This window comes from Pontibacter oryzae, assembly GCF_003576375.1.
In the GTDB taxonomy this organism is placed as follows: domain Bacteria; phylum Bacteroidota; class Bacteroidia; order Cytophagales; family Hymenobacteraceae; genus Pontibacter; species Pontibacter oryzae.
This window is the reverse complement of record NZ_QWGE01000002.1, coordinates 386,610-408,490: the sequence shown is the minus strand read 5'-3', so window position 1 is coordinate 408,490 and position 21,881 is coordinate 386,610. Positions and strand designations below refer to the sequence as shown.

Below are 21,881 nucleotides of genomic sequence, written 5' to 3'. Positions count from 1 at the left end.
ATTAAAAGTATGAAAGGCAGACTGCATGGCAGTCTGCCTTTCTGCGTATTGTGTGGTTTACACAACACGCCAGCACCATATTAAATAAACTTCTGCTTCTAAAATGGAGCTAACATGCAAAAAAAGCCTACCATGCTGCCATTCTATACTTACAAAGATACAGGGCAGGCTCAAGCCACACACTGACCAACGTCATGCTATAATATGACATTGGTCATCCTATCTGGGCTTCAGTGATTATACCTTTGGGCTTAACCGCTAAAAGTATAGGTATGAGCACAGCAACCCAGCATAACGTACTAACCTGCTACCACTGTGGCGAGCCTTGTTATAATGAACAATTGCTGGCTCACCAGAAGTCGTTCTGCTGTGCCGGCTGCAAAAACGTTTACGAGCTGCTGCAGGAGAACAACCTGTGCACCTATTATAGCCTAGAAACTCAGCCTGGTATTGCAGGTAAGCAAGGATTGAGTGACGCGCGCTATGCTTACCTAGATGATGCCGACGTGGAAGCCCGGTTGCTGGATTTCAAGAATGATACAATCAGCAAGCTTACTTTCTACATCCCTCAGATGCATTGCAGCTCTTGCATCTGGTTACTGGAAAACCTCTATAAGCTAAACCTTGGCATTACCGAAACTACGGTGAACTTTATGCGGAAAGAAGTGGCTATTACGTATCATCATCCTAAAGTGAGTTTGCGCGAAGTAGTTGCACTGTTAGCCCGCATTGGCTACGAGCCCTCCATAACTTTAGCCGATACAGATGGAAAGGAGAAATCCAAAACAGATTATTCCCTGATCTTTAAATTAGGCGTTGCCGGCTTTTGCTTTGGCAACGTCATGCTGCTTGCTTTCCCAGAGTATCTGTCCGTCGGCAAAGAAGTACAGCACGAGTATGGGCGCTTCTTCGGATACCTGAGCCTTATACTTTCGCTACCTGTATTTTTTTATAGTGGCCAAGGCTTTTTCAATTCGGCTTGGCAAGGCATCCGGCAGCGGATGGTAAACATAGACCTGCCAATTGCCCTGGGGTTGCTGGCGCTATTCGTTACCAGCCTTTACCAAATTGTCAGCAACACAGGTGCCGGTTACCTGGATTCATTTACAGGCCTGGTATTCTTCATGCTGATCGGGAAATACTTTCAACAGAAAACCTATGACACACTTTCCTTCGACAGAGATTACACATCGTACTTTCCTGTGTCTGTAACACAGCTTAAACAAGATGGGCAGGAAGAGTCAGTAGCCGTGCGCAGCCTTGAAATCGGAGACAGGATCAGGATCAGAAACCAGGAGCTGATTCCGGCGGATGCCATACTTTTGCAAGGCAACGCACTCATAGATTACAGCTTTGTAAGCGGTGAGTCTGAGCCCGTTGAGAAAGTGGCCGGCGAGGTTATTTATGCGGGTGGGCGGCAGGTGGGCGAGCGCATAGAACTGGAGGTGGTTAAGGAAGTATCGCAGGGGTACCTGACGCAGCTTTGGAATAACGCGGTTTTCTCTAAAAAGGAGGAAACAAGTATGGAGAGTTATGCCAACACGGCCGGCAAATGGTTTATTATTGTTACACTGCTCGTTGCGTCTGGCGCTTTAGTATTTTGGGTACCCCGCGATACAAGTATGGCACTGAAGGCATTTACCTCCGTGCTCATCATTGCCTGCCCCTGTGCCCTCTCACTCTCCTCACCGTTTGTGCTGGGCAACACGCTGCGCATCTTTGGAAAGCACAAATTATTTGTGAAAAATACGGGGGTGGTAGAGTCGCTTGCGAAAGTCGATACCCTGGTTTTCGATAAGACAGGCACGCTAACGGAGCCGAGCCTGTCCGAGCTTTGCTATACAGGGAAAAAACTGAGTGCCCTCCAGGAAATGATTGTAAAATCCCTGCTCAGCCACTCCACGCACCCCCTAAGTCAGCGCTTGTTTCAGGAATTAGAAGGCGAAGTAAAAACTGTGCGTGAATTCAAAGAAATCTCCGGAAAAGGGTTGTCAGGAGAGGTCAAGGGTGTTTTTGTTCGTGCAGGCTCTGCGGCTTACCTCGGCATAGTACCCAATACGGCAGATGCTGCCCAAACCGCGGTTTATGTTTCCTTGGATGGTGTGATAATGGGCCACTATACGTTCCAAAATGTATACCGACAAGGTTTACAGGAAGTACTGAAAGGCCTTAAGATTGATAGGTTAGCCGTACTCTCTGGCGATAATGCCTTTGAGAAACAGCGTTTGCAGGCACTGCTGGGCACGGCTGCGGAGCTTAATTTCAACCAGTCTCCGGTGCAGAAACTAGAGTATATTAAGCAGTTGAAAAGACAGCAACGCCACGTGCTCATGCTAGGAGATGGCTTAAACGATGCAGGTGCTCTAAAGCAAAGCGATGTTGGCATAGCACTGACTAACAGCATCACCAACTTTTCACCGTCCTGCGACGCCATCCTTGATGCCAGCGCTTTTGCTAAGCTTAGTCTCTTTATAGATTTCTCTAAAGAAAGCATGCGGATTATACTTGCCAGCTTTGGTGTATCGCTGGTCTACAATGTGGTGGGTCTTACGCTTGCGGTGCAAGGCCTATTTACGCCTATTGTTTCGGCCATACTTATGCCGATCAGCTCTATCAGCGTCATCGTGTTTGCCACGCTTTCAGTACGCTTTGCTGCTAAAAGGGCTGGCTTATAAGTAAACTTTGTGCTGATGCATAAAACCCAATAACACCTGTATACCAATAATTTATATCCAAGTATTTTAATATAATATTTAACACTAATGCTGTATTTTTCAACGCAACTATAAAAGCTAATACCTATGCTAATCATATTTCTGCTGATAGGAATAAGTATAACAGTAGCCACAGGCTTTCTTGTCGCTTTTCTATGGGCAGTAAGATCTGGCCAATACGAAGACGATTATACACCTGCCGTGCGCATGCTTTTCGAGAATGAAGCGCCAGATGATTCCAAATCCCTCAAAAGCAAAATATAAATTTAATAGTCAACTCATGGTCAATGGTTTATTCCAAGGTAAAACCTGCGCTAAGGGTTAGCAACACTGCCTTCACAAAGGCATTTTCAGAATATAGCCCGTAGCTGATATCAATCAATCCTCCCGATGACATTCGTCATCTTTTTAGCAAGCATTCCTAAGCAACTTTGACCTGTCAGAGACCTGGTGCCGCCAAGTATAACACAGCGTGGCAGATTGCTGTCGGTCTATGGCCAAACACCGCTAATATTATCACTTAACTAATTGTAGGACACCGCACATGTCAAGTAATGTAGCAGAAGCTTTAAAGAACGCGCCCAGCGAGAAAGTGCCAGCGGGCAAAGACCCCGGCCTGACCGACACCTTTTTCTATGACAACAAGATTGTTCGGGATTTTGGTATCGCTACGGTTTTCTGGGGCCTGGCCGGCATGATCATCGGTACGCTCATCGCCTTTCAGCTGGCCAAACCGGAGATGAACATGGGCAACCAGTATACTACCTTCGGGCGCATCAGGCCACTGCACACCAATGCCGTGATCTTCGCTTTTGTGGGCAACGCGATCTTTATGGGTGTGTATTACTCCTTACAGCGCCTCTGCAAATCCCGGATGTACAGCGACAAGCTGAGCCGCATAAACTTCTGGGGATGGCAACTGATCATACTTGCCGCCCTTATTACGCTCCCTTTGGGCATCACAACCTCCAAGGAGTATGCCGAGTTGGAATGGCCGATAGATATTGCCATTACGCTGATTTGGGTGGTATTCGGCTGGAACATGTTTGGCACCATTGCCAGGCGCCGCGAAAAGCACCTCTATGTAGCCATCTGGTTCTACATCGCCACCTTCCTGACTGTTGCCGTGCTGCATATTGTTAACTCTTATGAGATGCCGGTAAACTTCCTGAAAAGCTATTCTGGCTACGCTGGTGTGCAGGATGCACTGGTGCAGTGGTGGTATGGGCACAACGCCGTCGCCTTCTTCCTGACAACGCCATTCCTGGGCCTAATGTATTACTTCCTGCCCAAGGCTGCTAACCGCCCGGTATACTCATACCGCCTGTCTATCATTCATTTCTGGTCGCTAATTTTTATTTACATCTGGGCTGGCCCGCACCACTTGCTTTACACGGCACTGCCCGACTGGGCACAATCGCTGGGCGTGGTGTTCTCTATTATGCTGATTGCTCCAAGCTGGGGAGGCATGATTAACGGCCTGCTAACCCTGCGCGGCGCCTGGGACAAAGTGCGCGAGAACCCGATCCTGAAGTTTATGGTAGTGGCCGTAACCGCCTATGGCATGGCTACTTTCGAGGGACCGATGCTCTCGCTTAAAAACGTGAACGCCATAGCGCACTTTACCGACTGGATTGTGGCGCACGTGCACGTGGGCGCTTTGGGCTGGAACGGCTTTATGACCTTTGCCATGCTTTACTGGCTGTTCCCGCGCCTCTACAAAACGCCGCTGCACTCGGTTAAACTGGCAAATGCGCATTTCTGGCTAGGCACGCTGGGTATACTTTTCTATGCCATACCGATGTACTGGGCAGGTTTTACGCAAGGCCTTATGTGGAAGCAGTTCTCGGAAGACGGCTTGCTGCAATACCCAAACTTCCTGGAAACCGTGCTTCAGATTGTACCGATGTACTACCTGCGGGGCATTGGCGGATTATTTTACCTGAGCGGCGTGTTCCTGATGGTTTATAACCTCGTGAAAACGGCAAAAGCGGGCAAGCTGATTGCCAATGAGCGCACCGAAGCTCCAGTAATCGTACCGACGGTTAGTAACAATGCCGGTCACTGGCACGCCTGGATAGAGAAACGCCCGACACAGCTTGCCATATTCGCTACGGTTGCCATACTTATCGGTGGCCTGGTAGAGTTCATCCCAACCTTTGTGATCAAATCAAATGTGCCTACTATTGCCAGCGTGAAGCCTTATACTTCGCTGGAGCTGCAGGGCCGCGACTTATATATTAAAGAAGACTGCGTAAATTGCCACACGCAAATGGTGCGCCCGTTCAGGTTTGAAACCGAGCGTTACGGCGAGTACTCCAAAGCCGGCGAGTTTGTATATGACCATAACTTTCTGTGGGGCTCTAAGCGTACCGGCCCGGATTTGCACCGAATAGGAGGCAAGTACCCCCATTCGTGGCATTACCACCACATGCTCGACCCAACCTCCATGTCGCCGGGCTCTATTATGCCATCCTACCCGTGGCTGTTTGAGCAGGAGATTGACCTCAGCACCACGCAAGCAAAGCTCCAAACGCTTAAAAAGCTAGGCGTGCCTTACGAGGACGAATACATCTCCAATGCAAACGAAGAGCTGATGTCGCAAGCGCAGGGCATTGCGGTAGACCTGGCCAAAGAAGGGCTGAATGTTGCCCCAGAAAAAGAGATCGTAGCCCTGATCGCCTACCTACAGCGCCTAGGCACTGATATAAAGGTGAAGAATGAAGAATAAGATGCTAGACGCTAGATTTTAGACATTAGACCTAAAAAACTACTGTGAAAATCTAGCATCTAGATACTAACATCTAATATCTAAAGAAATGTACAAAAACGTGTTACAAGCCATTGACGGCATCGAAATATACCCGCTCATCTCGTTTGGCATCTTCTTCCTATTTTTTCTGGGCTTATTGCTTCACGTGTTTTTGCTCGATAAAAAACATGTAACGCTTATGAGCGGCATTGCCTGCGGAACCGATGAAGAAGAGCCATTTACCGAAGAAGTAAGACCATGATTGCACAAACCAAATGTATGCTTCTACTGCGTAAGCTGAGCCTTGCCGTATGCCTGGCAACAGCCGCCTTCTCCGCGCAGGCGCAGGATGCCGTAGCCGGGGAAAAAACCTTTAAAGCCAACTGCACTGCCTGCCATAGCATACAGGCCGATGTAGTTGGGCCCGCACTGAAAGACGTGCATAAACGCCGCGATTCCGCCTGGATTAGAAAGTTCGTTAAAAACTCAACCGAACTCATCCAGTCCGGCGACCCGGTGGCAAAGGAGGTTTTTGAAAAGTATGGCAAGGTGCAGATGGCAAGTTTTGCCGGGCAGCTTTCAGATGAGGACATTGACAATGTGATCGCGTATGTTGCCCAGGAGAGTGAAAAACCCGCTGAAGCCACGACAACTGCAGCCGGCCAACCATCCAGATCCGAAACTGGAACCACCGCTGCCACGGATGTGCCTTTCTCGGAGCTTCCACTGATCGTGCATATTACGCTGGCGCTGTCCGGCATGGTGGTGCTGCTGGTTATTGCCACCGTTATCATGCTTTTCAGGTTGTTTGTGCCGATGCTGGACAACTCCATTTACGAGGAGGATTTTAGGAATTCCTTCGCGGGCCGCGTACTGTTTCTGATGCGCGGTGATGCCACCGTGGTAACCGGGAAGGCAAAAGACGAGATCCACTCTAACCACGATTTCGACGGCATTCAGGAGTATGATAACGATCTGCCGCCCTGGTGGAAGTATATGTTCTACGCCTCCATTGTGTTTGCCATCGCTTACCTGCTGAACTACCACGTGCTGCATAACGGCGCCCTGCAACACGAAGAGTATGAACGAGAGATGCAACAGGCGGCCCTCTTTGCAGCCAGCGCTGAGAACGACCCCAACGCCGTGACAAACTACCAGGTACTGACAGGTGCCGCTGCCCTGGAAGCAGGCAATGCCACTTTCCTCACGAACTGTGCGGCATGCCACGGCCAGCAGGCGCAAGGCTCAGTGGGCCCAAACCTGACAGACGCGTACTGGCTGCACGGCGGCGACGTGAACGACATCTTCAAAACCATAAAGTTTGGGGTGCCCGCCAAAGGCATGGTGCCCTGGCAAGGCAAGCTCAGCAAAGACCAGATCCTGGAGGTGTCCAGTTACATCCTGAGTCTGCAGGGCTCTAACCCGCCAAACGCCAAAGAACCGCAAGGGGAGAAGCTATAAATCTTAAGACCGATAAGAATTTGAATAGGCACATTCAATCATTCAAAACTCAGTTATTCAAAATTTGAGAACCCGGCAGGATAACCATCCGCACAAAAAATCGCTGCCATGCCAAGTATAACCAAACAAAACCCGCCTGATGAATTTCGCGACCACCTCTCTACAGTGGATCCGGAAAGCAAACGAGTATGGGTCTACCCTAAAAAGCCGAAGGGCAAGCTTTATACGTACCGCAAGTATGTTAGCTACCTGTTGCTGGCACTGCTGTTTGCCGGGCCATACATCAAAGTCAATGGATTGCCGCTGCTCATGCTTAACCTGGTAGAGCGGAAGTTCGTGATTCTTGGCGTGCTGTTCTGGCCCCAGGATTTCTTTCTGCTGGTACTGGCATTTCTGGCGATGGCGCTGTTCGTTATACTTTTTACGGTGGTATACGGGCGTGTTTTCTGCGGATGGGTTTGCCCCCAAACCATTTTCCTGGAAATGGTTTTCAGGAGGATAGAGTATGCCATTGAGGGCGATTACACCAGGCAGAAGGCCCTGAATAAGATGCCCTGGAATGTCGAGAAACTTTTGAAAAAGGGCAGCAAAACCATCCTGTTCATATTTATCTCATTTCTGATATCCAACACGTTTTTGGCTTACATTATTGGTGCAGATGCGCTGCTTCAAATCATTACAGATAACCCACTTAACCACCTGTCCGGCTTAGGAACGATCGTGTTTTTCACCGGGATATTTTACGGTGTTTTCGCCTGGTTCAGGGAGCAGGTGTGCACCATTGCCTGCCCTTACGGACGGTTGCAAGGCGTTATGTTGGATAAGAAAACACTGGTGGTGGCCTATGACTATAAGCGGGGAGAACCGCGCAGGAAGCAGAGGAGAAACGAAGAGCGAACACAAGGCGACTGCATCGACTGCAAGCAGTGTGTGCACGTGTGCCCCACTGGCATCGACATCCGCAACGGTACCCAACTGGAATGCATTAACTGCACAGCCTGCATCGACGCGTGTAACGACATCATGCGGATGATCAATAAACCCGAAGGACTGATCCAGATAGAGTCGGAGGAAGGGATTGAAACCGGAAGCCAGTGGAAATTCTTCACACCGCGCGTGTTGGGTTACTCAGCAGTGCTTACCATACTTCTGACAGCGCTCACAACCCTACTGCTTACCCGCGACGACGCCGAGGCCACTATCCTGCGCACTCCGGGCCAACTATACCAGCAAACAGAAAAGGGCACTGTCAGGAACTTATACAACATAAGCGTGATCAATAAAACCAATCAGGCCATGCCGCTCACGCTGAAACTCCTGAGCCATAAAGGCACAATAGACGTGGTAGGTGGCGACCAAGTACTTTTGCCAGCGCAGGGCATTGCCGAGGGCGTTTTCTTTACCGAAATCCCGCTGCAGGAGCTCGAAAGCATGAATGCCAGGATAGAGGTAGGGTTATACTTTCACGGCAGGCGCATCACCACCCAGGCAACAAAATTTCTGGCGCCTGCTCATTAAAAAATACTTTAATATACTCAACCCAACACCATGGCTACAACACATCACACCCAAACCCTTTGGCCTTACGGCATCGTGGCGGCAATCATACTTTTTGCTGGCTATATTATTTTCTTCGTTACCAAAGCCATGCGCCAGGATGTGGACCTGGTTAGCAAAGACTACTACGCACAGGAAATCGCTTACCAGGACCAGATTAACAAAGTGCGGCGCACAGCAGCTGTCGGAGACGTGGACGTTGACTATCAACCCGGCAAGCAGGCCATACTTATGCAACTCCCGGCAGGCTTTAGAGGCCAGAAAATAAACGGCACCATCAGTTTTTTCCGGCCTTCGGATGAGACCCTGGACGTGGAAGTGCCCCTGCAATTGGGCCGCGACCAAAGCCAGCAAGTGAGCATCGAAGCCCTGAAGCCGGGCCATTGGCGCGTGCGCGTTAATTTTAGCGCCAACCAGCAAGCATACTTCGCAGAAAATTCAATCACCATACAATAGCACGATGATTTGGGCAGGATTTCTTTTTGGCTTACTAGGCAGTTTCCATTGCATCGGGATGTGCGGCCCGATTGCCGTGGCCTTACCATTGGGCGGGAGCAAGGGCTGGCATTTCTATGCCGGCCGGCTCCTGTACAATGGGGGGCGCCTGGTAACCTACGCCTTACTGGGTGCTCTGGCCGGGGCTTTTGGAGCCTCGTTGCAGTTGGCCGGTTTGCAGCAGGTTGTATCTGTGGTATCGGGGGCGCTCATACTTATACTTTTGGTTTTACCTAGCGCACTTAAAGGCAAAACAGGCAACGCATTAGGTACGGATAAACTAATGGCAGGCCTGCGGCAATTGTTAGGCAAATTCTTCGGGCAGAAAAATCTGCGCGCCTTATTTATGGTAGGTTTGCTAAACGGGCTACTGCCCTGCGGATTTGTGTACATTGCCCTGGCCGGTGCTATCAGCGCCCCTGGCATATCGGGCGCCATGTTGTACATGCTGCTCTTCGGTTTCGGCACTTTTCCGTTGATGTTTGCCGTGTCGCTTTCCGGCAAGTTTATCACCCTGAAGTTGCGCCATACTTTTAACCGCCTGGTGCCCTACGTGGGCATGGCGCTGGCTATACTTTTCATCATGCGCGGCTTAAACCTCGGCATTCCGTATATCAGCCCTAAAATCGCTGAAACTACAAATCATACTACAACTATTACTTGTTGCAGCAGAGCTAACTAACCATAGTCTAGCCATTTTTTCTTAAAAACTGATGTGCGTCATTTTCCTGCTTGTCAAAACCTGTCAACTTTGGTTTGTAAAGAAAAGACTATGAGAAAGGTACAAGAGATAAAGCGGGTGTTGGTGCCTGTTACGTTTACAGAGTCAGGCGAGGCGCTCATTCGTTATGCTGGCTTCTTTGCGCAAGTAACAGGCGCGCAACTGATACTACTGCACTGCACCGGGCAACCAGATGTTACATATACACAAAAAAGTAGGCTCACTCAGGCGCTACGGGCATTTGCCCAACGAGTTTTAAGTAACAACCTCTTGGTAAGCGGCAACTTTGTAAGGTTTGAGTGTATCGTGCGTCCGCGTGCGCTACAGGAAAACCTGGAATCCACAGAGACAAATTTACGTACCGACCTGCTAATGGCCGACAGTTTACTGCCTGCTGATGCATTTTACAATAAAGGCCATGCCGCCTCTCTGGCTGGGCATACTGATTTCCCCGTGATGCTAATGCCTCTGCAGCAAGCTTATGCACCACTAAGCCACCTTGTATGCGCCACTGACTTCACCGACCGTGACCCATCAGTACTTCAGCGCATTACCCGTTTTGCCGAGCAGCTAAAAGCCAAGCTAACGCTAGTGCACGTTTATACTCCAGACCAACGCTGGCAGCGCAGTAACCTGCATCAAGCCATGCGAAAGACGAGGGAGTTGTTAAACAACAATAGCATAAAGCTAGTGCTATTGGAAGATGATGGGCTGGTAGATGGCATCGGCGAGTTTGTGGAGAAGGAAAACGCAGATATGCTTATTCTAACTACCCAGGATAACTTTCTGCCAAGGAATCTACTTAGCAGGACTTATTCTAAAACCATGGCCTACCATACCCAGATTCCTATTGTCACGTTCAGGCAGGAGAAGCAGAAGCCGTGCTCCGGAAGCTGTACCAATTGTGCGAAGAGAAAACCGGAAACTGACCTTAAACCAGAACTAAAGTCTTTTCCCGTTTATGCTAACTAACGCATTACAGCCCTAACTCTGAGAGTTAAGTTTTCAGTAGAAAACCAACCTCAAACAATTTCTTAAAAAATCCGCCCTGTAGTGCACACGCGCTGCAGGGCGGATTTTTTATAACCTACCGCGAGAAGTAAGAGTACATTGGCATAGCAATTACTGGAAATTTTGCTATTTACTTTTTGCACTTTATATGGACCTTTTTTTAAGCAAATTTAAGTTTGCCTACAAATATATTATCAATAGTATTGGCTTTTACCCAACGCTGATTTCCTTGTTTTTCTTTGTGCTCGCACTCTTCATGCTGTACTTTGAAGCGTTAGGCCTGAGCAATGCCTTAAAAGACAACATGCAGTTCATGATTATCACTAACGGTGCTACGGCGCGGCTAATCCTGAGCTCTATTACTACCGGCATCATCTCGCTCACGGTATTTAGCTTCACAATGGTTATGCTAGTTTTAAACCAGGCTAGCGCCAACTTTACTCCCCGCGTTATTCCAGGTTTGATTTCTTATAAATCCAACCAACGTGTGCTGGGTTTGTACTTGGGTGTACTGATCTACACACTTGTGATTATGGTAAATATACGGTCAGAGTACTTTGGCAATAAGCTACCAGGATTTGCCATTTTTCTGGCCATGTGCCTCACCATTGTCTGTTTGGCGTTTTTCGTATACTTCATCCATTCTATTTCTCAATCCATCCAGATAGAGAGTATACTCGAGAGTATATTTGGCGTAACTCGCGATAAACTTCTTCAGGAAATAAAGTCTGATACTGATGCTGGGCTTCCCAATATTTTCGGCGACCAAACCGACTGGCATATGCTGGATAGCCCTGAAACCGGCTATATCCAGAACCTGGATAAGGAGTCGGTGTTAGAGCTTTGCCGGCAGCATGATGTGGTGCTTTACTTTGATCAACCCTTGGGTAGCTTTTTGATAAAGGGGATTCCGTTTGCGCGCACAAACAAGCCCATTGACACGCTAGAGGGCTTTATTGAAAAGCTTTTTGGATACATGAGTTTTTACCGGGAGGAGCGCCCGGATGTAAATTACATTTTTGGCTTTAAGCACATTGCTGAGAGTGCTGTAAAAGCGTTGAGCCCTGGCATTAATGACCCTGGCACCGCCATTAAAGCCATTGATTACCTGACGGCACTATTTGCCTTGCGCATGGAGTTAACCGACGAAAAAGTGCTGTATGACAAAGACGGCGCTGGACGCATCCGCTTTGACCATGAAACCTTCGAGGACCTGTACACCCTGACGCTTAGCCCAATACGTCTTTATGGCAAAAGCAGCAGTGTCATCGTGTTGCGTTTGCTATATTTACTCAAGAGCCTGCTACATAAGGTTAAACCATACCCACACCTCAATGGCATACTTTATCGCGAAGCGCAATTACTTATCCATGACGCAGATGCAAGCATCCTGAATCCTGGCGATCGCCAGAAAATCAGATCCATGCTGGAGGAACTTAACAAGATGAACGTGCTGGATAAAAGCTTGCCCTTGCTTGAGGTTTCGGAGTAGATAGGCTCGCATTTTTTCTTAATTTTGCGCATAGCTTACATTCCATTCTATGCTATTTAAAGCCCTCAAAAATGCGCTGGGGCACATTCTTAACATCCAGCACGAAACCGACGAAGCCGGTACTATCCGGGAGATTAATGATAAGATTCCGATCCGGGGCAACAACACCTGGATGCTGATTTGCTCAGCCATGTTGGCCTCTATTGGTTTAGACACGGGTTCGGGTGCCGTAATTATCGGTGCCATGCTTATCTCACCACTCATGTCGCCTATACTTGGACTCGGGCTATCGGTGGGAATCAACGACCGGGAAATGCTTGTGGATGCACTTAAAAACCTTACACTGGCTGCCGCTGCGGGGCTTGTGGTAAGCACGTTATACTTTAGCATCACACCACTCGGAGAACCAACCAACGAGTTGCTTGCCCGCACACAGCCTACGCTACTGGACGTGATGGTGGCGATTTTTGGTGGTGTGGCCGGCATTGTTTCCATTTCTAGGGCTGATCGCTCCAATGCTATTCCGGGGGTTGCCATTGCCACAGCACTAATGCCGCCGCTCTGTACGGCAGGGTATGGCCTTGCGTTGGGCCGCTTCGACTTCTTTTTCGGAGGCTTTTACCTCTTCTTTATCAACGCCGTCTTTATCAGCTTAGCCACCTACATGATTGTGAAATATCTGAAGTTTCACACTAAATCATACGTTGACCAAGCAAAACAGAAACGCGTGGCGCAAATCATGGCTATCATGCTTGTTATCGTGGTACTGCCTAGCGTTTACTTCCTGTACAATGTGTATGTGGGGGTTAAAACAAAGAAAAAGATCGAAAACCTGGTAATTGCGGATTTTACAGACCGTAACAATGAGATTCTGAAATGGGAATTACAGGCTGCCGATACCATGAACTATATCAAAATCTATAGCGTGGGCAAACAAGTGGATGAGCAATTAGTAGCCCATTACGATCAGGTACTTGCAGAGAATAACCTGCAAAAATACCGTGTAAAGTTGGTACAGTTGGACATCTCGCAGGAAGAGGTGCAGCAGATAGCCTACGACATAACGAATAACCTAACCCAGGACTTCCTGAAAACCATGGAGTTGCAGAAGCTGCAGGAACAACACGCCGATAGTCTTAAAAAACAGCAAGCCCTTCAGAATACCGGTATTGCCACGCAGGACCTTCAACTTCTTTTCCCGGAAATAAAGAAAGTACAGGTAGGAGAGATGATCAGCACAACCGACCCAGTCAAACCTGATACCGTAACAATGGTAATGATAGACTGGCGTGAGCAACAGGCATCCTTAAAAAAGAATACGACAAGTAAAAAGCAGGTTAAACCTAAATTGCAGACAGCCCAGGTTAAAGAGTACGAAAACCGCATTAAAGGGTACCTAAGCCACAAATTGCAACGCGATTCTATTCAGGTTGTCTCTACATTTTAAACGATGCATTAGCTGTTTATATACTAATCAGCAAAGTATGGGTCTAAGCTAGAAACTTGTAAATTCAGCACGGAAGGCTAATTTCCGTATAGCTAAACAACTTTATCAAACAACAGCATGCCAAGCCGTAGCTCCTTAAAACACAAGCTATATACAATCATCTTCGAAGCCGAAACTCCGGCCGGCAAGGCATTCGATGTTACTATACTTATCCTGATTATCGCTAGCGTAACAGTTGTGTCTTTGGAAAGTGTGGTGGAACTCCGGCGCAATTATTTAAATCTTTTCTTAACACTCGAGTGGATATTCACCATACTTTTCACCATCGAATATTTCATCAGAGTGTATAGCACGCCCAAACCGCTTAAGTATATTTTTTCTTTTTTCGGTCTAGTGGATTTATTGTCCATCATCCCAACATACATGAGCCTGATTGTTCTGGGATCGCAGTACTTGTTGGTTGTGAGGGTATTGCGCCTGCTCAGAATTGCACGAATTTTCAAACTGACGCGCTTTATTAACGAAGGACAGCAGCTTTCTAACGCCATTCGGGCTAGCCTTACCAAAATATCTGTGTTTCTAGGCACTGTGCTTACGTTGGTGGTCATCATTGGGTCCATTATGTATATTGTGGAGGGCACTGCCAGTGGCTTTACTAGCATCCCGACAAGCATTTATTGGACCATCGTTACACTAACCACTGTTGGATACGGCGATATTGCTCCCCAGACAGCTTTGGGCCAGGTTTTGGCTAGCCTTGTGATGATTATGGGGTATGGGATAATTGCCGTGCCTACTGGTATTGTAACTGTTGAAATGTCGCGGACGGATAAGAAAATGGCCACTACTAAAGTATGCCCTAACTGCCACCAGGAAGGGCACCCAGAAAACGCATACTTCTGTTATAACTGCGGCTACGAGTTTCACCGCTAAAAGGCTGTTTATCGTATTATTAGCCGATGGTATGTTACGCCATAGCCTCCCCAGACCCCAAGCCCGCCTTTAATATTTGACTGCGTGATGTTAGGAGCCCCGATTGGGCTGCCATTGCTGTTTTGCTCATTCTCCAGGCTGCTCCAAAACCGGTAATGCGGTAGGTCAATGGCAGCCCAGCGCACCGTTACTGTATCTCCTTTCCCAAAATAGCTGTACAAATCCTCGTCAACCTCAGCCTGTCCTTTGGGTTCGCCGCGGTCTAGCGGGAAACTGATGCTCCCGCCATTTATCAGTTCATCGTTAAAAACCGATCCAAAAAGGCCGGGATAAAATGGCTCACTATTACGCTTTGTGAAGTACCGGATGCTGTTGCCGAGCGTGTCGGGGTCGGAGTAGCGATAATACAGTATGCGCAAGCTGTCCTGTGCAGGGCTTGGGTGCGGAGCGGTCCACAGCGAATCCAGTGGGTTAAGCTGCGGTATGGTGGTTGTGGCAGTCAATGATTTACGCTGGTAGTTAATTTCAAGATTATACTGCTGGCCAACTTCTCCGCGCAACTCCTCCGAAGTATAAATATAAAACTCAAAACCTCCCACACCAGACAATAACTCAGGTTGTAAGCCAAATTGAATGGCAACTATTTGCTTCACAGCATCTGGCAAGGCTCCAAGGGGCAATTCTTTTAAAGTATAGCTTTTACCGTTATTCGTTACTTTAACCTCTGCGCCATGCACAAAACTCTCAGCTAGGCTTTTAGCAGAAACCTCAGAAAAAACCGGCACCGTACGCGTTAGCAGCACGATTGGCGGAGCATCCTGCTCTATATGGCCTTCCACTACCAGCAATTCATCGCCGGCTGGCAAATCAATAGTGATATCTTCTTCGCAGCTTGTTAGCAGAAATAGAAAGAAAACTATGAGGGGCAGCTTTTTCATACTTATTTCCAGGTAAAGTTCCAGGTAACCGATGGCAGCGGAAACGGCACAATAGATGTTTTCTTTGCTTGCAACTTTACTGTATTTCCGTAGGCCTCGCCCTCGTTATCAATGTAATATAGGAACGGGTTGCGCCGGCCATACACATTGTAGATCGAAAAAGTCCAGCTACTTTCTATGTTCCTCCATTTCTTGGCCTGCAAGGTTGCGGATAGGTCGAGGCGGTGCGTTGGCTCCATCCGGAAACTGTTGCGGCTGCCATATTGGTAATTTACAGTTCCTTCTATATAGTATCGCCGCACGGGAAGCGTGGTAGCCTCGCCGGTGCCGTACACAAAGCTTCCGCCAAATGTCCAGCGATCGTTATAGGTATAGCTCCCGACTACCGATAGGTCGTGGCGCCGGTCGTAGCGTGCAGGAAACATCTTGCCTTCGTTCAAATCCGGGAAAGTGCGGGTAGTTCGCGACAATGTATAACCAAGCCAGCCCTGCAGCTTTCCATAGTTTTTGCGGGCAAACAGCTCTATACCATAGGATTTACCATTGCCGCTTACAAACTCGTAGTCCAGGTCGCGGTTACTTGGGCCCGGCGCATAGCCTTGCCTGTATTCCAGTTGGTTTTTCAGGTCTTTATAGTATATTTCCACAGAGCCCTCGTACTGGTTCTGCTTTATACTTTTAAAATAACCGAGTGCATACTGCGTGGCCCGCTGCGGCTCAACTACTGCAGAGCTTGGCACCCACACATCCAAAGGCAACGTAGTATAGGCATTCGAAACCAAATGCAGGTATTGCGCCGACTTTGTAAATGCCGCCTTCACCGAGGCAGTTTTGCTTAGCTCATACTTTACAGACACACGCGGTTCCCAGGCGCTATAGGTAGCTACATTCTCTCCACTTGTGTAATGCGTTGAGTCCGTGGCCTGCTGGTTTTCATTGAATTGATATAAGGTATAAGGCCCTACCTGGTTAAAGTAGCTATTACGCAGGCCTAAGCTAAAAAGCAGTTTATCTGAGAGGTATACATCATCAGAAATATATAAGGCAGTTTCGTGGCCATACTTATTGCGCAACTTGTCAGTGTCAAAATTATCGCCTTCCGAGTTCTGTGCTGTACCACTCCTCGGCTTTAGAGTATGATACGTATACTGCACGCCATATTGCAGGTGATGTAGCGCCGAAGGCTGATAGTCAAAATCGAGGTGCAGGCTGTAATCCTGGACACCAGTTTTAACCAGGGTTTTAAAGCCACCAAAATCCCAATCGAATTGAAAGTTATAGTTTGTAAGTATGCCAGAAAAGTCTGCTTTCAGCTTATCGTTAAAAGTATGCTCCCAATGGGCGGTGGCACTGGCGTTTCCCCAGCTGAACTCAGCATCAAAACGGCCGTCGGATAGGGTCAGGCTGCCAACGTCGCGCCCATAATAGCCACTAAAGTATACCTTGTCTGACTCTGAAAGTATGAATATAATCTTGCCATTGAGGTCGTAGAAATAGTAGGGCACGCCGCCCTGATCTGTGTTTTTAAGGAAAGGGTTAAAGAGCGCATCGGCATAGGTGCGCCTCCCGGAAAGTATAAAGGATGATTTTTCTGCTTTGATAGGCCCTTGCACAGAAAGGCGTGAGGAAATCAGGCCAATGCCACCGCTCACTTCTGTATCGTTCAGGTTACCCTCTTTCATTCCAATATCCAGCACGGAGGACAGCCTGCCACCATAATGTGCTGGCATATTGCCTTTAATTAGCGTTGTGTTGTCAATGGCATCGCTATTAAAAACCGAAAAGAAATTGAAAAGGTGGCCGGGGTTGTAAACAATGGCTTTGTCCAGCAGCACCAGGTTCTGGTCGGCACCGCCGCCTCGCACATAAAATCCTGTGCCTCCCTCACCGGCAGCCTGCACGCCCGGTAAAAGCTGCACAGCTTTAAGGATATCGACTTCCCCAAAAAGCACCGGCAAGGTTTTAATAGTCTCCAGTGGCAGTTCCAGTTGGCCCATCACTGCTGTCTCGGTGATCGGCGGTTTTCGCTGTGCTGTGACTTCTACTTCCCGAACGGCATACGTAGATGCCACAAGCTTAACATCAACTACTATACTTTTAGTTAACTGCACCGGCTCTTGCTGTATCTCATAGCCAATATACTTAGCCACAAGGGTATACATGCCGCTTCTTGCATTAAAACTATACGTGCCAGAAGCATCGGTAATTGCCCCGGCGCTTTGCAGTTCTTGTAAGAAAACAGTAGCACCTGCCAGCGGAAGTCCGGTTTCAGCATCAGTAACACGACCAGACAAGGTATAGGCAGGCTGCGCATAGGCAGCAGGGATAAAGCCAACGAGCAGCCCCAGCAGGAGCAGGAAAGTATAGATATGATTTGGCAAACCTTGGTTCTGTTGGATAGTTAGTGACACAACAACAGTACTTGCTAAAGGTTTAGCGACTAAAGTATGGATATTTTTTAAGCAGGATTGTAAAAGCAAGGGAGCAAAGGTAAGCCATAAATGAGCCCAGCAAAGCGCCTAAAAGCACGTCCCCCGGAAAATGTACACCTAGGTAAACGCGGCTATAAGTTACTACCACTGCCCAGCAAACAAGTATCACTTTGAAGATGAAGTAACGATCTGAAAGTATCAGGTTGAAGAAAACGGCTAAGGCAAAGGTATTGGCGGCATGAGAGGAAATAAACCCGAACCTGCCTCCGCAACCTGAAACAATGTTAATGAACTCAGACAAGGACGGATCATGGCAGGGGCGAAGGCGCATAAAGTATGGTTTCATGAGGCCCGAGGCAATGAAATCCGATAACCCAATGGCCACTATAACCAAGAGCAGCATCAGTATACTTACACGCTTATAACGCCATATTAGGTAGCCTATCAAGCCGAGGTAAAAGGGTATCCAAACAAGTTTTTCCGATACAAAAATCATCACGGCATCCCAGAACGGGCTGTGCATGTTGTTCAGGTACAGAAAAGCCTCCTTATCAAGTTGCTCCAGCGTTTCCAGCATTACTTGCCTGCGTTAAGCCAGTCGATGTCTTTTTTCAGGTGCGCTTGCGTTTGCTCTTCGGGGCTGCCAGGCTCGGGTGTAAAATTGTAGACCCATGAGGCATGCGTTGGCAAACTCATCAGAATAGATTCGATGCGGCCTTTTGTAAGTAAGCCGAACTTTGTGCCCCGGTCGTAAACCAAGTTAAACTCTACGTAGCGGCCACGGCGCATAAGCTGCCACTGCTTTTCGCGCTCACCAAAAGGCAAGTTGCGGTTCTGGTTGATGATGGAAGTATAGAAAGGCGCGAACGCATAAGCCACGTCGCGCACAAAGGCAAAGCGGTCCTCTAGTGTAAACTCGTCGGTGGCCATTAAGCGGTCGAAGAAGATGCCGCCTACGCCGCGCGTTTCCTCGCGGTGCTCGTTGTAAAAATAGTCATCGGCCCATTTCTTAAACGTGGGGTAATAGCTTGGGTGGTGCTTGTCGCACACAGCCTTCATCTGCTCATGGAACTCACGGGCTTGGTTTACATCCAGGTAGATGGGTGTTAGGTCGATGCCGCCGCCAAACCACGCCTGCCCGTTGCCGGCTTCAAAATAGCGCACGTTCATGTGTGTGATGGGTACCATGGGGCTGTGTGGGTGCATCACCACAGAAACACCGGTGGCAAAGTATGCCGGATCGGGCATTTGGAGCATTTTCAGGAACTGGGGAGAAAGCTCGCCCTGCACCGCCGAGAAGTTGACGCCACCTTTCTCCAGCACATCACCGCCTTCAATCACGCGGGAGTTACCGCCGCCGCCGCCTTCGTGCTGCCATACATCGGAGCTAAAAGTGGCCCCGCCATCGCAAGTTTCAAGTGCCTGGCAAAGGTCTGTCTGGAACTGGCGCATAAACGCCTCAACTTCTTCTCTAAACATTTTCTTAATTTGGTATCATGTAGCACGTATCATGTAGCACGACCTCGTATTCAGTTTCTGTTTTCAGAATACCCTGATACGTGTATCGTGCTACGTGATACGCCATCGGAGTGCAAAATTACCTAATATCTGCCGTTTTGCCGAACACAATCTCTGTTTTACTTAAAACCCGAAAATTCGTAAATTGGGGCAAACCTTAAAACGTCTTATGTCAAAAGATACCCTGGAAGCCATAAAACTTGATCTGGAATTACTTAAGAAGGCTTACCGACTCATGATAATTGCCAAAACCCTGGCAGATACTTACGAAGAAAATAAAGCCATTTGCAGCAAGTATGTCCATAGCACCTCGCGCGGACACGAGGCCATACAGCTGGCTGCCGCCATGCAGTTAAAGCCCTACGACTATGCCTCGCTCTACTACCGCGACGACTCGATGCTGCTTGGCATGGGGTTACAGCCCTACGAGCTTATGCTGCAACTGATGGCCAAAGCCGATGACCCATTCAGTGGCGGCCGAACATACTATGGACACCCGTCGCTGAGGCGCGATGGCTTCCCAACGATTCCGCACCAAAGCTCTGCCACGGGCATGCAGGCTATTCCGGCAACAGGTATGGCGCATGGCTTAGCATACCTTGAGAGCCAGGGCTTGCTGAATGGCGATGAAAAGCCGATTGTAATTTGCTCTTTGGGTGATGGATCGGTAACTGAAGGCGAAGTGTCTGAGGCATTCCAGATGGCTGTGCTGAAAAACCTGCCGATCGTTTACCTTATTCAGGATAACGATTGGGGAATATCGGCTACGGGTAAAGAAATGCGCGCCATGGATGCCTTTGAGTTTGCCGCCGGTTTTAAAGGCATGGAGCGCCTGCGCGTAAACGGCTCCGATTTCGAGGAATCGTACGAAGGCATGCGCGTAGCCATTGAGTATGCGCGTAAGGTCCGCCGCCCGATATTGGTGCACGCCAAAGTTCCGTTACTCGGCCATCATACTTCCGGGGTTCGCCGGGAGTGGTACCGCGGCGACAACTTGAACCAGCACGCCATCGACGACCCGATCCCGAAGCTGCGTGAACTGTTGCTGGAGGCCGGCGTTGCTGTGGATGAGGTGAAGCTTCTGGAGCAGGATGCCAAGAATACGGTAGCTCAGGACTATGAGCGCGCCCTGAACGCTCCAAATCCTGAGCCAGCCACTTTTGATACGCATGAGTTTGCACCCACACCCGTTACAGAGGAAAAAGGCGAGCGCAGCCCGGCAGGTGCCGAAAAGGCCATTATGGTGGACGCCGCCCTGCATGCCGTGGATGACATCTTGCGCACATACCCGGAAGCGCTATTTTATGGCCAGGATGTTGGCGGTGAACTAGGTGGTGTTTTCCGAGAGGCGGCGTTGCTTGCCAAGAAGTATGGCGATGCCCGTGTGTTTAATACCCCGATTCAGGAAGCTTACATAGTTGGCTCTACTGCAGGCATGTCTGCCGTTGGCGCTAAAGCCATCGTTGAGATTCAATTTGCAGATTATATCTGGCCGGGCATAAACCAGTTGGTCGAGGAGTTATCTAAAAGCTGTTATCTGAGCAACGGCAAGTTTCCGATCCAGTCTGTTATCCGGGTACCGATTGGCGCATATGGCGGAGGCGGCCCGTACCACTCCGGAAGTATAGAATCCACGCTCCTGAATATTAGAGGCATAAAAGTAGTTTTCCCGAGCAACGCCGCCGACATGAAAGGCCTGATGAAGGCTGCCTTCCTTGACCCGAACCCAGTTGTAATGCTGGAGCACAAAGGCATTTACTGGTCTAAAGTGCCGGGAACAGAAGACGCCAAAACTATTGAGCCAGACGAAAACTACATCCTGCCATTGGGTAAAGCCAATATTGTGCAGCAGGCCGATGAGAAGGAGGTACGCATGGGCAACAGCATGACGGTTATAACTTACGGCATGGGCGTGTACTGGGCCAAGACTGCCTCAAAGCAATTCCCGGGAAGTATTGAGATCGTGGACCTGCGCACGCTGAACCCGCTCGACTACGAAACCGTGAAAGCATCTGTGGAACGCCACGGCAAAGCGCTTGTGCTAACTGAGGAACCGCTCATGAATTCCTTCGCTGAGTCCTTGGCTGGCCGCTTGTCTAAAGACTGCTTTCAGAAGTTAGATGCCCCGATTTACACGTTGGGTGCCGCAAACTTACCAGCCATTCCTCTTAATGTGGAGTTGGAAAAAATGATGCTTCCGAACCCGGGGAAGGTTGCAGCAAATATGGAGGAGCTACTTAATTACTAATCATGCAAGTATAAACCTGAGTTAGCTTTTAATTCAGTCAATTTGTAAGCAAGTATGGGAAAGGCTTATTGTCCTTTTCCATACTTGCTTTTTTTATTCTTCACAGGTTAATCAAATAATAAAAAAGAAAGGCCCTACCAAAATGGCAGGGCCTTAACTGTT

17 protein-coding genes are annotated in these 21,881 nt (G+C 48.7%); 13 read left to right on the top strand and 4 right to left on the bottom strand.

The window, feature by feature from the left end; genetic code table 11:
* Positions 1-272 precede the first annotated feature (272 nt).
* From D1627_RS06555 to D1627_RS06500, 12 genes are all read left to right on the top strand, one after another.
* Entirely contained in the window at positions 273-2,675 is a 2,403-nt protein-coding gene (locus D1627_RS06555; protein ID WP_119431432.1) for a heavy metal translocating P-type ATPase, read from the top strand.
* 126 nt (positions 2,676-2,801) lie between these two features.
* Positions 2,802-2,978 carry a cbb3-type cytochrome oxidase assembly protein CcoS gene (ccoS, locus tag D1627_RS06550; RefSeq protein ID WP_119431431.1) on the top strand — a complete coding sequence of 59 codons (177 nt, stop codon included), beginning with the start codon at positions 2,802-2,804 and terminating at the stop codon, positions 2,976-2,978.
* A 280-nt stretch (positions 2,979-3,258) separates the two neighbouring features.
* Positions 3,259-5,445, top strand: coding sequence for a cytochrome-c oxidase, cbb3-type subunit I (ccoN, locus tag D1627_RS06545; RefSeq protein ID WP_119431430.1), 2,187 nt, complete (start codon positions 3,259-3,261; stop codon positions 5,443-5,445).
* Between the two features lie 88 nt (positions 5,446-5,533).
* Positions 5,534-5,728: a hypothetical protein gene (locus tag D1627_RS06540; RefSeq protein ID WP_119431429.1), complete on the top strand. Its 195-nt coding sequence runs from the start codon at positions 5,534-5,536 to the stop codon at positions 5,726-5,728.
* Positions 5,729-5,745: 17 nt separating this feature from the next.
* The gene (locus tag D1627_RS06535; protein WP_119431833.1) at positions 5,746-6,927 is read left to right on the top strand and encodes a c-type cytochrome; all 1,182 of its coding nucleotides are present in this window, start codon (positions 5,746-5,748) and stop codon (positions 6,925-6,927) included.
* Between the two features lie 108 nt (positions 6,928-7,035).
* Entirely contained in the window at positions 7,036-8,445 is a 1,410-nt protein-coding gene (gene ccoG / locus D1627_RS06530) for a cytochrome c oxidase accessory protein CcoG (RefSeq protein WP_119431428.1), read from the top strand.
* Between the two features lie 30 nt (positions 8,446-8,475).
* On the top strand, positions 8,476-8,940 hold the full coding sequence (locus D1627_RS06525) for a FixH family protein (protein WP_119431427.1): 465 nt from the start codon (positions 8,476-8,478) through the stop codon (positions 8,938-8,940).
* 4 nt (positions 8,941-8,944) lie between these two features.
* On the top strand, positions 8,945-9,661 hold the full coding sequence (locus D1627_RS06520) for a sulfite exporter TauE/SafE family protein (RefSeq protein WP_119431426.1): 717 nt from the start codon (positions 8,945-8,947) through the stop codon (positions 9,659-9,661).
* A 90-nt stretch (positions 9,662-9,751) separates the two neighbouring features.
* A complete protein-coding gene (locus D1627_RS06515) occupies positions 9,752-10,672 on the top strand; it encodes a universal stress protein (RefSeq protein WP_119431425.1) in 921 nt (306 codons plus the stop codon).
* 187 nt (positions 10,673-10,859) lie between these two features.
* A complete protein-coding gene (locus D1627_RS06510; protein WP_119431424.1) occupies positions 10,860-12,203 on the top strand; it encodes a DUF2254 domain-containing protein in 1,344 nt (447 codons plus the stop codon).
* A gap of 49 nt (positions 12,204-12,252) precedes the next feature.
* On the top strand, positions 12,253-13,650 hold the full coding sequence (locus D1627_RS06505; protein WP_119431423.1) for a TIGR00341 family protein: 1,398 nt from the start codon (positions 12,253-12,255) through the stop codon (positions 13,648-13,650).
* Between the two features lie 117 nt (positions 13,651-13,767).
* Entirely contained in the window at positions 13,768-14,583 is an 816-nt protein-coding gene (locus D1627_RS06500) for an ion transporter (protein ID WP_119431422.1), read from the top strand.
* A gap of 8 nt (positions 14,584-14,591) precedes the next feature.
* Here D1627_RS06500 and D1627_RS06495 read toward each other — a convergent pair whose 3' ends face one another.
* Genes D1627_RS06495 through hemF form a run of 4 tightly spaced genes read right to left on the bottom strand, consistent with a single transcriptional unit; the run spans position 14,592 to position 19,432 of the window.
* On the bottom strand, positions 14,592-15,521 hold the full coding sequence (locus tag D1627_RS06495; protein ID WP_119431421.1) for a DUF4249 family protein: 930 nt from the start codon (positions 15,519-15,521) through the stop codon (positions 14,592-14,594).
* Positions 15,522-15,523: 2 nt separating this feature from the next.
* A complete protein-coding gene (locus tag D1627_RS06490; protein WP_233555530.1) occupies positions 15,524-17,932 on the bottom strand; it encodes a TonB-dependent receptor in 2,409 nt (802 codons plus the stop codon).
* Positions 17,933-17,954: 22 nt separating this feature from the next.
* Complete coding sequence (locus D1627_RS06485; protein ID WP_119431420.1) at positions 17,955-18,530, bottom strand: phosphatase PAP2 family protein; 576 nt, start codon at positions 18,528-18,530, stop codon at positions 17,955-17,957.
* On the bottom strand, positions 18,530-19,432 hold the full coding sequence (gene hemF / locus D1627_RS06480; protein WP_119431419.1) for an oxygen-dependent coproporphyrinogen oxidase: 903 nt from the start codon (positions 19,430-19,432) through the stop codon (positions 18,530-18,532). The genes D1627_RS06485 and hemF overlap by 1 nt, the downstream gene beginning before the upstream one ends.
* 208 nt (positions 19,433-19,640) lie before the next feature.
* Here hemF and D1627_RS06475 point away from each other — a divergent pair, with 208 nt between their 5' ends.
* Positions 19,641-21,719 carry an alpha-ketoacid dehydrogenase subunit alpha/beta gene (locus D1627_RS06475; RefSeq protein WP_119431418.1) on the top strand — a complete coding sequence of 693 codons (2,079 nt, stop codon included), beginning with the start codon at positions 19,641-19,643 and terminating at the stop codon, positions 21,717-21,719.
* Positions 21,720-21,881: the final 162 nt, after the last annotated feature.

Excerpts from the sequence above, each read along its gene's own strand:
- D1627_RS06475 (WP_119431418.1), top strand. The coding sequence starts at position 19,641 with ATGTCAAAAGATACCCTGGAAGCCATAAAACTTGATCTGGAATTACTT.
- D1627_RS06505 (WP_119431423.1), top strand. The coding sequence starts at position 12,253 with ATGCTATTTAAAGCCCTCAAAAATGCGCTGGGGCACATTCTTAACATC.
- D1627_RS06515 (WP_119431425.1), top strand. The coding sequence starts at position 9,752 with ATGAGAAAGGTACAAGAGATAAAGCGGGTGTTGGTGCCTGTTACGTTT.
- D1627_RS06555 (WP_119431432.1), top strand. The coding sequence starts at position 273 with ATGAGCACAGCAACCCAGCATAACGTACTAACCTGCTACCACTGTGGC.
- D1627_RS06525 (WP_119431427.1), top strand. The coding sequence starts at position 8,476 with ATGGCTACAACACATCACACCCAAACCCTTTGGCCTTACGGCATCGTG.
- ccoN (WP_119431430.1), top strand. The coding sequence starts at position 3,259 with ATGTCAAGTAATGTAGCAGAAGCTTTAAAGAACGCGCCCAGCGAGAAA.
- ccoG (WP_119431428.1), top strand. The coding sequence starts at position 7,036 with ATGCCAAGTATAACCAAACAAAACCCGCCTGATGAATTTCGCGACCAC.
- ccoS (WP_119431431.1), top strand. The coding sequence starts at position 2,802 with ATGCTAATCATATTTCTGCTGATAGGAATAAGTATAACAGTAGCCACA.
- D1627_RS06485 (WP_119431420.1), bottom strand. The coding sequence starts at position 18,530 with ATGCTGGAAACGCTGGAGCAACTTGATAAGGAGGCTTTTCTGTACCTG.
- D1627_RS06535 (WP_119431833.1), top strand. The coding sequence starts at position 5,746 with ATGCTTCTACTGCGTAAGCTGAGCCTTGCCGTATGCCTGGCAACAGCC.
- D1627_RS06540 (WP_119431429.1), top strand. The coding sequence starts at position 5,534 with ATGTACAAAAACGTGTTACAAGCCATTGACGGCATCGAAATATACCCG.
- hemF (WP_119431419.1), bottom strand. The coding sequence starts at position 19,432 with ATGTTTAGAGAAGAAGTTGAGGCGTTTATGCGCCAGTTCCAGACAGAC.
- D1627_RS06500 (WP_119431422.1), top strand. The coding sequence starts at position 13,768 with ATGCCAAGCCGTAGCTCCTTAAAACACAAGCTATATACAATCATCTTC.
- D1627_RS06510 (WP_119431424.1), top strand. The coding sequence starts at position 10,860 with ATGGACCTTTTTTTAAGCAAATTTAAGTTTGCCTACAAATATATTATC.
- D1627_RS06520 (WP_119431426.1), top strand. The coding sequence starts at position 8,945 with ATGATTTGGGCAGGATTTCTTTTTGGCTTACTAGGCAGTTTCCATTGC.
- D1627_RS06495 (WP_119431421.1), bottom strand. The coding sequence starts at position 15,521 with ATGAAAAAGCTGCCCCTCATAGTTTTCTTTCTATTTCTGCTAACAAGC.